The sequence below is a fragment of the Roseomonas gilardii subsp. gilardii genome (assembly GCF_023078375.1).
Classification (GTDB): Bacteria; Pseudomonadota; Alphaproteobacteria; order Acetobacterales; family Acetobacteraceae; genus Roseomonas; species Roseomonas gilardii.
This window is the reverse complement of record NZ_CP095554.1, coordinates 2812283-2824087: the sequence shown is the minus strand read 5'-3', so window position 1 is coordinate 2824087 and position 11805 is coordinate 2812283. Positions and strand designations below refer to the sequence as shown.

11 protein-coding genes are annotated in these 11805 nt (G+C 70.5%); 2 read left to right on the top strand and 9 right to left on the bottom strand.

Features of this window, described 5'->3' with window-relative positions:
- Window positions 1-5: 5 nt before the first annotated feature.
- The 6 genes from lepB to MVG78_RS12810 form a co-directional block, all read right to left on the bottom strand.
- On the bottom strand, window positions 6-761 hold the full coding sequence (gene lepB, locus MVG78_RS12835) for a signal peptidase I (RefSeq protein ID WP_247560430.1): 756 nt from the start codon (window positions 759-761) through the stop codon (window positions 6-8).
- An 82-nt stretch (window positions 762-843) separates the two neighbouring features.
- Window positions 844-1308 (bottom strand): holo-ACP synthase, encoded by a 465-nt coding sequence (acpS, locus tag MVG78_RS12830; RefSeq protein WP_247552032.1) that lies wholly within the window; start codon window positions 1306-1308, stop codon window positions 844-846.
- 67 nt (window positions 1309-1375) lie between these two features.
- Window positions 1376-3667 carry a RelA/SpoT family protein gene (locus MVG78_RS12825; protein ID WP_247552030.1) on the bottom strand — a complete coding sequence of 764 codons (2292 nt, stop codon included), beginning with the start codon at window positions 3665-3667 and terminating at the stop codon, window positions 1376-1378.
- An 11-nt stretch (window positions 3668-3678) separates the two neighbouring features.
- The gene (gene rpoZ, locus MVG78_RS12820) at window positions 3679-4077 is read right to left on the bottom strand and encodes a DNA-directed RNA polymerase subunit omega (protein ID WP_247552027.1); all 399 of its coding nucleotides are present in this window, start codon (window positions 4075-4077) and stop codon (window positions 3679-3681) included.
- A gap of 97 nt (window positions 4078-4174) precedes the next feature.
- Window positions 4175-4714 carry a 2-amino-4-hydroxy-6-hydroxymethyldihydropteridine diphosphokinase gene (gene folK, locus MVG78_RS12815; RefSeq protein WP_247552025.1) on the bottom strand — a complete coding sequence of 180 codons (540 nt, stop codon included), beginning with the start codon at window positions 4712-4714 and terminating at the stop codon, window positions 4175-4177.
- Window positions 4698-6299: an ABC transporter substrate-binding protein gene (locus MVG78_RS12810; RefSeq protein ID WP_247552023.1), complete on the bottom strand. Its 1602-nt coding sequence runs from the start codon at window positions 6297-6299 to the stop codon at window positions 4698-4700. The genes folK and MVG78_RS12810 overlap by 17 nt, the downstream gene beginning before the upstream one ends.
- A gap of 331 nt (window positions 6300-6630) precedes the next feature.
- Here MVG78_RS12810 and MVG78_RS12805 point away from each other — a divergent pair, with 331 nt between their 5' ends.
- The gene (locus MVG78_RS12805; RefSeq protein WP_247552020.1) at window positions 6631-7029 is read left to right on the top strand and encodes a hypothetical protein; all 399 of its coding nucleotides are present in this window, start codon (window positions 6631-6633) and stop codon (window positions 7027-7029) included.
- A 7-nt stretch (window positions 7030-7036) separates the two neighbouring features.
- On the opposite strand, the gene MVG78_RS12800 is transcribed toward MVG78_RS12805, so the two are convergent.
- The 3 genes from MVG78_RS12800 to dapA all read right to left on the bottom strand — a co-directional run bounded on the left by MVG78_RS12800 (window position 7037) and on the right by dapA (window position 9387).
- Entirely contained in the window at window positions 7037-7705 is a 669-nt protein-coding gene (locus MVG78_RS12800; protein WP_247552018.1) for a sulfite oxidase-like oxidoreductase, read from the bottom strand.
- Between the two features lie 160 nt (window positions 7706-7865).
- Entirely contained in the window at window positions 7866-8363 is a 498-nt protein-coding gene (gene smpB / locus MVG78_RS12795) for an SsrA-binding protein SmpB (protein ID WP_247552016.1), read from the bottom strand.
- 145 nt (window positions 8364-8508) lie between these two features.
- The gene (gene dapA, locus MVG78_RS12790; protein WP_247552014.1) at window positions 8509-9387 is read right to left on the bottom strand and encodes a 4-hydroxy-tetrahydrodipicolinate synthase; all 879 of its coding nucleotides are present in this window, start codon (window positions 9385-9387) and stop codon (window positions 8509-8511) included.
- Window positions 9388-9634: 247 nt separating this feature from the next.
- Between dapA and MVG78_RS12785 the strand changes: the two genes are divergently transcribed.
- The gene (locus MVG78_RS12785; protein WP_247552012.1) at window positions 9635-11572 is read left to right on the top strand and encodes a lytic transglycosylase domain-containing protein; all 1938 of its coding nucleotides are present in this window, start codon (window positions 9635-9637) and stop codon (window positions 11570-11572) included.
- The last annotated feature ends 233 nt before the right edge of the window (window positions 11573-11805 follow it).

The window sequence follows — 11805 nt, the reverse complement described above, 5'->3', positions numbered from 1 at the left end:
GGCGGTCAGTGAATCCCTGAGAAGATCCGGCTCCAGCGGACCTCGAAGGGCCAGCGCCAGATCTGCCACCAGGGCGCGGAGCCGTCCCAGGAGAAGAAGATGAACTCGGCGCGGCCCACCAGGTTCTCCACCGGCACGAAGCCGACCGCGTTCATGTAGCGGCTGTCCTGGCTGTTGTCCCGGTTGTCGCCCATGGCGAAGAGATGCCCGGCCGGGACGAGGTATTCCGGCGTGTTGTCCGCCTGCCCGTTATCCGAGAACTCGATGATGCTGTGCGTCCGGGGCTGGGCGCCGGGGCTGGGCGGCAGCGTCTCCAGATAGCGCTTTGCCTCCATCGTCGGCCCGTCGCCCGTCACGGTATAGGGGCCGACGAAGTCCCGCTTCACCGGCTGGCCGTTCACGTGGAGGATGCCGCCGCGCATCTGGATGCGGTCGCCGGGCAGGCCGACGATGCGCTTGATGTAGTCCGTCGTGCCGTCGGAGGGCAGCTTGAACACCACCACGTCGCCACGCGCCGGCAGGCGGCCGAAGACGCGCCCGGAGAAGAGGTCTGGCGTGAAGGGCAGGGACGCGTTCGAATAGCCATAGGCGTATTTCGACACGAACAGATAGTCGCCGACCTGGAGGGTCGGGATCATGCTGCCGGAGGGGATGTTGAAGGGCTCGAAGGCCACCGTCCGGATGCCCACCGCGATGATCACGGCGTAGACGATGGTCTTGAGGCTCTCCACCCAGCCGCCCTGGGCCTTGTTCTTCGCCATGCTGCTCAAGGGAAGGATCCACATTCGCGCGGCACGGAAGGGGCCGCAGGGGGCCGGTTAGACCCCCTGCCCCTCCGGCCTGTCAAGGAAGGCCGTGCGGCGCGGCGCCGATACCGCCCATGCCGGCGGCACCGGCGGCCAGGGCCACGGGGATGCCGGAGATGATCACGATCGCCTCGGCATAGGGGTATTCGTCGGTCATGGTGAGGCTGACCTGGGCGGCATAGCCCCGCGGCGTGATGGCGGAGAGCCGCGCCGAGGCGCCGCCGGTCAGGCGCAGCGTCGGCTGCCCGGTGGACAGGTTCACCACCCCCAGGTCGCGGTGGAAGACGCCGTGGCTGAAGCCCGTGCCCAGCGCCTTGGACGCCGCCTCCTTGGCCGCGAAGCGCTTGGCATAGGTGGCGGCGCGCAGCTTCTCGGTGCGCGATTCCGCCTTGCGCCGCTCAGCCTCCGTGAAGACGCGCTGGACGAAGCGCTCCCCGTGCCGCGCCAGCACCTTCTCGATGCGGCGGATGTCCACGATGTCGTTGCCGAGGCCGATGATCATGCCCCCGGTCATAGCGCGGCGCCGGGGAAACGTCGCCCCCGGCCTTTCCCGGGCCTGGCCATGGGCCTCAGCCCTTGGCGCGCTCGACCTGCTCGATCCCGCTGGTGGCGCGGAGGGTCGCGATGACGCCGGACAGGTGCCGCAGGTCCCGGACCTCCAGGTCCACCCGCAGTTCCGTGAAGTCGCTGGCCCGGTGGAGGAACTTCAGCGACTGGATCTTCGCATCCTGCTTCGCGATGGCGATGGTCAGCGCCGCCACGGCGGCATTGTCGTTGGCGGTGATGATGGACAGCCGCGCCAGATGCTGCCCCACGGAGCCGGAGGCGATGTCCCAGTCCACGTCGATGAAGCGTTCCGGCGTGGCGGCGAAGGAGGTCAGGGTCGAGCATTCGGCGTTGTGGATCGTGACCCCCTTGCCGGTGGTCACGATGCCCACGATCCGGTCCCCCGGCACCGGATGGCAGCAGCCGGCGAAGCTGACCGCCATGCCCGCCACGAGTCCGGAGATGCCATAGGCCGCCTCCGGCCGCCGTGCCTGCCGGCTGGGCAGCACCGTGGCCCCGGGCTTGCCGCGCGCATGGGTGAAGGGCAGCACCTCATGTGCCTGCCGGGCCGGGCCGCGCAGTTCCGGATAGACGGCGTGCAGCACGTCCTTGGGCTGGATGTTGCCGCTGCCGACGGCGATGCAGAGCTCGTCATAGCCCGGCTGCTTGAGTGCCTTGATCGCCGGCTCGACGATCTTCTCGGAGAAGTCCAGCCCTTCCTGCCGGAAGGCGCGGGCCATGGCGCCCCGGCCGTTCTCGCGCGCTTCCTCCCGCTGCCTCGCCAGCACGAAGCGGCGGATGCGGGCCCGCGCCTTGCCGGTGACGACGAAGCGTTCCCAGGCCGGGTTAGGGGTGTTGCCCCGGGCGGTGATGATCTCGACCTGGTCGCCATTCTCCAGCCGCTGGCGCAGCGGCTTGATCTGGCCGTTGATCTTGGCGCCGACGCAGGCATCGCCGATGGCGCTGTGGACCTGATAGGCGAAGTCCACCGGCGTGGCGCCGCGCGGCAGGGCGATCAGGTCGCCCTTGGGCGTGAAGCAGAAGACCTGGTCCTGGTGCAGGGCGAGCTTGGTGTGCTCCAGGAAGTCCTGCGCCTCCCCCCCGGCATTCTCCAGGATGTCCAGCAGGTCCTTGACCCAGGGATAGCGGCGCCGCGGCGGTGGTGTCCCTTCCCGCCCCTGCTTGTAGATCCAGTGCGCGGCCACGCCGTATTCGGCGACCTCGTGCATTTCCGGCGTGCGGATCTGCACCTCGATCTTGGCGTTGCGCCGCTCCGGCACCGTCACGCCCGTGTGGAGTGACTGGTAGCCGTTGGGCTTGGGGGTGGAGATGTAGTCCTTGAAGCGCCCCGGCACGACGCGATAGGCCGAGTGGACCGCCCCCAGCGCCGCGTAGCACTGCCCCTTGTCCGGCACGATGACGCGGAAGGCCATGATGTCCGAGAGCTGCTCGAACTCGACCTTCTTCTCGTGCATCTTCAGCCAGATGGAATAGGCCGCCTTTTCCCGCCCCTGGATGTCGATCAGCGGCACCCCGGCCTCGGAGAGCTTGTGCCGCAGGTCGGCCGCGATCTCGTCGATCAGGTCGGCGCCCTGGCCACGCAGGAAGGCGAGGCGGGCGGAGATGGTCTGGAAGGCGTCCGGCTGCAATTCGCGGAAGCAGATCGCCTGCAGCTCCGTGCGCAGGGCGTCCATGCCGATGCGCTCCGCGAGCGGCGCGTAGATCTCCATCGTCTCGCGCGCCACGCGCTGCCGCTTCTCGGGCTTCACCACGAGATGCAGGGTGCGGACATTGTGCAGCCGGTCGGCCAGCTTCACGAGGAGGACGCGGATGTCCTCGCTCATCGCCAGGACCAGCTTGCGGAAGTTCTCGGCCTGCTTGGTGCGTTCGGACTGGATCTCCAGCCGGGTCAGCTTGGTCACGCCATCCACGAGGCGCGCGATCTCGGTGCCGAACTGCTTCTCCAGCGCCTGGAGCGTCAGCCCGGTGTCCTCGACCGTGTCGTGCAGCAGGGCGGTGACGATGGAGGCGGTGTCGAGCCGGTAGCCGGCCAGGATCCGCGCCACGGCCACGGGATGGCCGATATAGGGGTCGCCGTTCTCGCGGGTCTGGCCCTCATGGGCCTTGCGGGCGACCTCATAGGCCCGCTGGATCAGGGCCGCGTCGGCCCGTCCGTCATAGGAGGCGACGAGGGCACCGAGCTGGGCGCCGTCACCCTCCGCCGGAATGGCGGCGGGGGCGACGTCCGCCAGCGTGCCGCCCGCGCCGTCAGGGGCGTGCGCCGCCCAGAACCCGCCGGCTCCGGCAGCGTGCACGCCCGGGCCTCTCAGCGGCGGCCGCCGAGCTCGGCGGCGATGGCCGCCTCGATGTCATCGGGGTTCAGTTCCTCGCCCGAGGCAGAGGAATCGCCGCCCTCGTTCTCGTTCACGTCCATGACGCCGAAGATGTTCTCGTCGGTGGCGATGAGGTCGATGACCTCCTCCTCCACCGGCTCGGGCTCCGGCGCGCGCAGCAGGGACTTCACGATGTCCTGCTCCAGCGCATCGAGGTCCACCGTCTGCTCCGCGATCTCGCGCAGGGCCACGACCGGGTTCTTGTCGTTGTCCCGGTCGAGCGTCAGTTCCTCGCCCCGGCTGATGTTGCGGGCACGCTGCGCCGCCTTCAGCACAAGCTCGAAGCGGTTCGGAACCTGAAGGATGCAGTCTTCTACCGTGACGCGTGCCATATCGAAAAACCAGTCGCTGCTTGGGAGGACAAAACTAGATAGACGTCACCCCCCTGCGCCGCAAGGCTTTTGCCGGAAGGCAGACGCTCCGGGCGGGTCAGAGCCGCCGCATCGGCATGGGCGGGAGACGGTCCAGCAGGGCCTCCACCGGCCCTTCCGGATGGCGCCAGCCGGGGGCCACCTCGGCCAGGGGCAGCAGCACGAAGCGCCGCAGATGTGCCCGGGGATGCGGCAGGATGGGGTCCGGCGCCGGACGGATCGTGCTGCCCACCGCGATCAGGTCCAGGTCCAGGGTCCGGGGGGCGTTGGGATAGGGGCGGACCCGCCCCGCCGCGTCCTCGATCGCCTGCAGGGCGCGCAGCAGCGCCAGGGGCTCCGCCGTTCCGCGCAGGCGGGCCACGCCGTTCACATAGGGGGGCGAGCGGGGGTCCGGCGGGTCGGGGGGCGTTTCCCACCAGTTGGAGAGCGCCATCAGCGGCAGGCCGCAAAGGCCGTCCAGCGCCGCCGCGGCGCGGCGGCAGGTCTCCAGCGCCCCGGTGCCGTCGGCGGCCGGAAGGTTGGCCCCCAGCGCGATCAGCGTGTCGGCGAAGGGCGTGCCGGCGAAGGGCCGCCCCGCCGCCTCAGCCGCGCCGGACATTCCAGAAGATCGGCATGTTGGCGGGCACGACATCCTGCAGGGAGGTGCGGTAGGCGGTCGGGTAGAAGAGCTGGCCCAGGGGCAGGAAGGGCACTTCCTCGAAGGCGATCGCCTGCATCTCCCGCGCGATCTGCTTCTGCGCCGCCTCGTCCGGGGCGTCGAACCAGCGGTCGCGCAGGGCCTCCAGGCGCGGGCTGGTGGGCCAGCCGAACCAGCCCGCGGCGCCGTTGCCCCGCAACGGGATGTGCGTGGCGGGATCGGCCACGGTCAGCCCCTCATAGGTGGTGGCGAAGGCGCTCCATCCCCCCTTCTCCACCGGCTCCTTGCTCGTCCGCCTCTGCACCAGCGTGCCCCAGTCCATGCTGGTATAGTCCACGTTCAGCCCGAGCCGCTTGAACAGGTCCGCCGCGACCTGGGCGAAGGTCTGGGTGGTCGGGTAGTCGGAGGGCGACATCAGCACGATCCGCTCGCCCTTGTAGCCGCTCTCGGCCACCAGCTTCCGCCCCCGCTCGATGTCGCGGGGGCCGGTCAGCACCTCCATCCCGGCATCGTTGGCCATGGGCAGGCCAGGGGTGAAGACGCCGCAGGGGACGTGGAAGAGATCCTTCTCGTCGCCCAGCGCGGCGGTCATGAAGTCGCGCTGGTCCAGCACCGAGAGGATGGCGCGCAGCAGTTCCGGGTTGTCGAAGGGCGGGTGCAGGTGGTTCAGCGCCAGCATCCCCATCACCCCCACCCGGTCGTTCACCGCGACCTTCACCCCGCGCGCGGCGCGCAGCATGGGCAGCATGGGCAGCAGGTCGAACTGCGGCACCTGCACCCAGTCCACCTCGCCATTCTGCAGGGCCGAGGAGGCGGTGGCGCTGTCGGGCATGACCCGCCATTCCACCCGGTCGAAATGCACCACCTTGCCACCGGCGAGATAGCTCGGCGGCTCCTGGCGCGGCTGGTAGCGGTCGAAGCGCGCATAGACCGCGCGGTCGCCGGAGACCCATTCGTCGCGCAGGAAGCGATAGGGGCCGCTGCCGACATAGTCGGTGATCTGCTGGAAGGCGTCGGTCTTCGCGATCCGCTCCGGCATGACGAAGCAGCTATCGCTGAAGGCATGGGTCATCAGGGCGAAGGGGTGCTTCAGCCGGATCTCGAAGCGCTTGTCGTCGAGCGGCTTCATCTCCTCCGTCAGTTCCAGCAGCTTCTGGCCCAGCGGACGGCGCTTCGCCCAGCGGTTGATGCTGGTGGTGCAGTCCACCGCCCGCACCGGCTCCCCATCATGGAAGAGCAGTCCGTCCCGCAGGGTGAAGCGCCAGGTGAGCCGGTCGCCGGACAGTTCGTGCCCCGCCACCATCTGTGGCTGCGGCGTGAACCGGGCATCGCGGGCGTAGAGCATGTCCCAGATCATCAGCCCGTGGTTCCGGGCGATGGTCGTGGTGGTCCAGACGGGATCGGCATTGGCCAGGTTGCTTTCGGGCGCGAAGCGCAGCACCCGCGCATTCCCCTGGGCCAGAGCGGGGCTGGCCAGGATGGGGACGTCCAGTGCCGGCGCCGCCACCCCCAGGGCGCCCGCCGCCAAGAAGCTCCTGCGTCGCATCACGCCGAATCCCTTCCGTTCCCGGTTCGCGCGGAGGCTAGGCGGTGGCGCCCAGGCTTTCCAGCCGTCCGGCGTCGCGGAACGCGTGCCATGATTTCGCAGCATTGTGGCAGCGCATGAGGCGAGATCTTCTGTGATATATAAGTTGATCCTTTTTAAGCTTTGTTATTGTTAATTTTCATACGGACGCGTATCGGTCCAATTCGGGCGAAATTGTGTTTGCAATAAGGCGTGCCCTGCCCCTAAGACGGCCATGGCGGTTTGATGCCGCATCGCACAATGACATGCAGGGGGCGTGGTCTTGCAGTATCGGCGGATCCGGACGGGACTCATGGGCGGGCTGGCGGCGATTCTGCTTGCAGCCGCCGGCCATGCTTCCGCGCAGCCCGCCGGGCCTTCGCACGATGGGCTGGTGGTCACGGCGGCCTTCGGCGGTGCCGTGCCCTCGCAGAATGTCGGCGGCGACAGCGTTTATCTCGTCGCCCGCCTGAACGCGCAGGGGCTCCTGGATGACGGGGTCAGCATCGCCAAAGCCTCGCCCTTCCTGCCGCTGACCAGGGCGGTCTGGGACAGCCGCCCGCAGATGGCCCTGGGCGCACGCTATGGGATCGGCCGGATCGAGGATCTGGGCGAGGTTTCGGTCGGCGCCCTGGTCTGCGCCGCCGTCGAATACGACCCGGCGGAGCGCCGCCCGATGGTCGGCGTCGCCACGCTGCGGCTGAGCTTCTGAGCCCGCCTCAGCCGTAGCGTTCCTCCAGCCAGGGATCGCCACGGTGGTGATAGCCGCGGACCTCCCAGAAGCCCGGCCGGTCCTGGGCCAGGAACTCGATCCGCCGCAGCCATTTCGGGCTTTTCCAGAAATACAGATGCGGCACCACCAGCCGCATCGGCCCGCCATGCTGCCGCGTCAGCGGCGCGCCGTTCCAGCGGAAGGCCAGCAGGTTCTCCGGCCGCGCGAAATCCTCCAGGGCGAGGTTGGTGGTGTAGCCATCGTGGGATTCGAGCGAGACGAAGCGCGCCTCGTCCTTCACCCGCACATGCTCGATCAGGGCGCCGACCGGCACGCCCTCCCAGTCATTGTCGTAGCGGGACCACTGGGTGACGCAGTGGATGTCGTTGCGGAAGCCCTGCCGCGGCATGGCCTGCAAGGCGCCCCAGTCCAGCAGGGCCGGCGCCGCCACCAGCCCGTCGATCCGCAGCCGGGCCTTCTCCAGCGGCACATCCGGCTGCACGCCGAGATCCAGCACCGGGAAGTCGGTCACCAGGCGCTGGCCGGGCGGCAGGCGGTCCCGTTCGCGATCGCCGGGCCGGCCGGTGAGCAGCCGGCCTTCCTCGGCCCAGCGCCGCTTGGTTTCCACCAGCTTGTCGCGGATACGCCCGGCCGGCCCCGTCCCGTCCTCGCTCATCTGCCATCCTCGCAATGCGGCACGGCTGGCACATGAGGCGGCGGGCCTGGCGGCGCAACGGGCCACCCGCCGGTATCGATCAGCTCGGGGCGGGGACTATGCGCCGGGACACAATACCGGAACCGGAACGCCTATCCCGGCTCCGAGGTCACCCCCGAGGTCACCCCCTGTCGCCGCCCCGGTCGCGCATCAGCCGGGCCTTGTCGCGCTTCCAATCGCGGTCGGCGATGGCGGCGCGCTTGTCCGCCTTGTTCTTGCCCTCGGCCAGTCCGAGCACGACCTTGGCCATGCCCCGCTGGTTGAACAGGATCTCCAGCGGCACCAGGGTCGCGCCCTCCTTCGACACGGCCCCGGCCAGCGAGGCCATCTGCTTGCGGTGGAGCAGCAGCTTGCGCGGGCGGCGCGGCTCGAACTTCGCCACCACCGAGCCCGCCTGCCATTCGGGGATGTAGCAGTTGAACAGCCACATCTCCCCATCCCGCTCCCCGGCCCAGGCCTCGGTCAGCGTGGCGCGGCCGGCGCGCAGCGACTTCACCTCCGGGCCGACGAGCATGATGCCCGCCTCCACCGTGTCGTTGATCTTGTAGTCGAAACGCGCCTTGCGGTTGGTCGCGGCGGTTCCGTGGCTGATCAGGCCCTTCTTGCGTGGCTCTGCCATGCTGTCCGTCCCCGGGGTCCGGCCCCCGCCCGCGCGGCGGGCCGGGCACCGGCCTTTCCTGTCATCGCGTGGCCCGGCCCCGGGCCGGTGAGCCCCGGGCCGTCACGCTCCTGGCATCCCGGGGGTTGCGCCCCGGGGGCCGTCCTCAGTTGAGCAGTCCCGCCGTCACCATCGCCTCACGCACCCGGCCACGGCTGCCCTCCGCGATCGGTGCGAGCGGCAGGCGGCAATGGTCGGAGCCGTAGCCGAGCAGGCTGGCGGCGTATTTCACCGGGCCCGGCGAGGTCTCGCAGAACATCGCGTCATGCACCGGCAGCAGCCGGTCCTGGATGGCGATGGCCTCGGCCACCCGTCCTTCCGCCCAGGCATCGTGCATCTCCCGGCAGAGGCGCGGGGCGACATTGGCGGTGACGCTGATGCAGCCATGGCCACCGGCGGCCAGGAAGGCCACCGCCGTATGGTCCTCGCCGGAAAGCTGGCAGAAATCCGGGCCGCAGGCGGCGCGGGTGTGCAGCGGGCGGGCGAGGTTCGCCGTGGCGTCCTTCACCCCCACGATATTGGGGTGCTTCGCCAGCCGCGCCATGGTCTCGACGCTCATGTCCACCACCGAGCGTGGCGGGATGTTGTAGATCACCACCGGCAGGTCCACCGCATCGGCGATGGCCATGAAGTGGCGGTACAACCCCTCCTGCGTCGGCTTGTTGTAGTAGGGCGTGACCACCAGCGCGGCATCCGCGCCCACTTCCTTGGCATGGCGGGTCAGGCGGATCGCCTCGGCCGTGCTGTTGGAGCCGGCGCCGGCCATGACCGGCACGCGGCCGGCGGAAACCTCGACGCAGAGCTCCACCACGCGGTCATGCTCGGCATGGGAGAGGGTCGGGCTCTCGCCTGTGGTGCCGACGGGGATGAAGCCCTGGGTGCCCTCCCCGATCTGCCATTCGACGTGGTCGCGGAAGGCTTTCTCGTCCAGGACTCCTTCGCGCGTCATCGGGGTGACCAGGGCGACGAGGGAGCCCTTGAACATGGCGGCTGATCCTTGGAAAGGCAGGCGAGAACGCGCCCCCTGCCGGCTGGCATGGGGAAGGTGCCGAAACTAGGCGCCCGGCGGGCCCGGAACAAGGCGGCGCGGGCCGGCTTCCGCGCCAAAGCCCGCCCGGGTGGCTGGCGAAGGGGGCGGATGGCGCGGACGGGACGGAACAGGCGTGAAACGAGCGGCGCCGGATACAACCCGCCGCGGGACAAAGCGGCCGCGCTCGGGTAAAGGCGGTGTCATGCGCCGCGCCGCCCTCGCCCTGCTGCTCGCCACCGTCGCCTTCCCGCAATCCATTCCCGCGCAGCCCTGGTCGCCGGAGGATCAGCGCAATGCCGGGCGCGTGGCCCTGGCCATGGCGGATTCCGGCCGGATGGTGGAGGCCCAGGGCCTCGCCCTCACCGCCGATCCGATGGTGCGCAAGCTGGTCACCTGGATTCGCCTTCAGGCCAAGGACCAGGCCACGGCGGAGGAGCTGGTCGCCTGGATCGAGGCGAATCCGGACTGGCCCCTGCCCGGCCTGATCGCGAAGCGCGCCGAGGAGGCGCTGCTCGCCAGCCCCGACGATGCGCTGGCGCTGCGCTTCTTCGCGCAGCGCCCGCCGCGCAGCCTGGATGGCGCGCAGCGCTATGCCGATGCGCTGAACCGCGCCGGACGGCTGGGCGAGGTCACGCCGGTGCTGCGCGCCGCCTGGGTCCAGGCGCCGGGCGATGCCGTCGCGGAGCCCGGCTTCCTGGCCCGCAACGCCTCGGTGCTGACGCCGGAGGACCATTGGCAGCGCTTCGACCGGCTGGCCTATGCCCGCGAACCCGGCGCGGCGGCGCGGGTGATGCCCTATCTCGACCCGGCGCGCCGCCCTTCCGCCTCGGCCCGGCTGGCCCTGGCCGGGGACCGGCCGGATGCCGAGGCGCTGCTGCCGGCGGTGAGCACGCCCGATCTGGGGCTGCTGCTGGAACAGGCCCGCTGGCTGCGGCGGCGGGACCGGGATGCCGAGGCCGCCACCGTCTGGGAAAGCGCCGCGCGGCTGCAACGGAACCTGCCCCCCGAAGCCGCCAGGGCGGTCTGGGCGGAGCGCGAGGTCCTCGCCCGCAAGCTGATCCGGCTGAACGAGCCGCGCGCCGCCTATGCTGTCGCGGCCGAGAACGGGCAGCCCGGGCCGGGTGCCGCGCGTGGCGAGGCGGAGTTCCTGGCCGGCTGGATCGCCCTGCGGCGCCTGAACGAGCCCGCCACCGCCCATCTCCACTTCAGCCGGGTGGCCGAGGACAGCACCAGCATCATCACACGCTCCCGCGCCGCCTACTGGCAGGGCCGCGCCCTGGCCGCCCAGGGCGATGCGGCGGGGGCCAGGGCCGCCTGGAATGCCGCCGCCAGCCTGCCGACCTCCTATTACGGACAGCTCGCCTCCTTCACCCTGAATGAGAGTCCCGCCCGGCTGGCGGAGCGCATCCGCGCCGCGGGCACCGCGCCGCCGCCGCCCGGCCAGACCGCGCTCTTCGTGGAGCGGGAGCTTCCCCGGGCGGTGCTCACCCTGGCCGATCTCGGCCTGCAAAGGCGGGCGCTGCCCTTCCTGCTGCGGCTGGAGGAACTGTCACCGGATGCGGGGACGCGGCTGCTGGTGGCGCGGCTGGCGAACAGCACCGGCCGCCCCGACCAGGCGGTCTGGGTTTCCCGCCGCTCCGGCATCGACGGCGTGGCCCTGGTGCCCGAGGGCTGGCCCACCCCCTACCCCACGCCGGACGGGCTGGAGCCGGCCCTGGTCCGCGCCATCTCGCGGCAGGAGAGCAATTTCGACCCGCAGGCGGTCTCGCCCTCCAATGCCCGGGGGCTGATGCAGCTCCTGCCCACCACGGCGGCCGAGGTGGCCCGCAAGAACGGCATCCCGCACCAGTTCGGCTGGCTGACCAGCGATCCGGCGCACAACATGAAGCTCGGCTCGATCTATCTGGGCGACCAGCTCTCCCGCTTCGGCAACAACCCGGCCCTGGCGGCGGCGGCCTGCGGGGCCGCGCCGGGTCGCGGAATGGCTGGCCACCTATGGCGAGCCGGGCACGCCCAGCGCGGCCACCGGCGTGGACATGATCGACTGGGTGGAGCTGATCCCCTTCTCCGAAACCAGGAACTACGTGCAGCGCGTGATCGAGAACATGGTCGTCTACCGTGCCCTGGGCGGCGAGGGTGAGCAGCCGCATCCCCTGGCCCGCTGGCTGGCCCCCTGAGCATGCCGGAGCAAGCCCCCCGGGAGCGCCGGATACGCAGCCGCGACGGATTCACCCTGGCGGCGCTGGACTGGGCGGGCGATGCCTCGCGCACCCCGCTGCTCTGCCTGCCGGGGATCGGGCGGAACGCGCTGGACTTCGGCCCCCTGGCGGAGCGCCATGCGGGGCAGCGCCGCGTGGTGGCGCTCGACTATAT

What these genes read in the sequence shown, in the direction of transcription:
- lepB (WP_247560430.1), bottom strand. Translation starts at nt 761, where the DNA reads ATGGCGAAGAACAAGGCCCAGGGCGGCTGGGTGGAGAGCCTCAAGACC.
- acpS (WP_247552032.1), bottom strand. Translation starts at nt 1,308, where the DNA reads ATGATCATCGGCCTCGGCAACGACATCGTGGACATCCGCCGCATCGAG.
- rpoZ (WP_247552027.1), bottom strand. Translation starts at nt 4,077, where the DNA reads ATGGCACGCGTCACGGTAGAAGACTGCATCCTTCAGGTTCCGAACCGC.
- folK (WP_247552025.1), bottom strand. Translation starts at nt 4,714, where the DNA reads ATGTCCGGCGCGGCTGAGGCGGCGGGGCGGCCCTTCGCCGGCACGCCC.
- MVG78_RS12810 (WP_247552023.1), bottom strand. Translation starts at nt 6,299, where the DNA reads ATGCGACGCAGGAGCTTCTTGGCGGCGGGCGCCCTGGGGGTGGCGGCG.
- MVG78_RS12805 (WP_247552020.1), top strand. Translation starts at nt 6,631, where the DNA reads ATGGGCGGGCTGGCGGCGATTCTGCTTGCAGCCGCCGGCCATGCTTCC.
- MVG78_RS12800 (WP_247552018.1), bottom strand. Translation starts at nt 7,705, where the DNA reads ATGAGCGAGGACGGGACGGGGCCGGCCGGGCGTATCCGCGACAAGCTG.
- smpB (WP_247552016.1), bottom strand. Translation starts at nt 8,363, where the DNA reads ATGGCAGAGCCACGCAAGAAGGGCCTGATCAGCCACGGAACCGCCGCG.
- dapA (WP_247552014.1), bottom strand. Translation starts at nt 9,387, where the DNA reads ATGTTCAAGGGCTCCCTCGTCGCCCTGGTCACCCCGATGACGCGCGAA.
- MVG78_RS12785 (WP_247552012.1), top strand. Translation starts at nt 9,635, where the DNA reads ATGCGCCGCGCCGCCCTCGCCCTGCTGCTCGCCACCGTCGCCTTCCCG.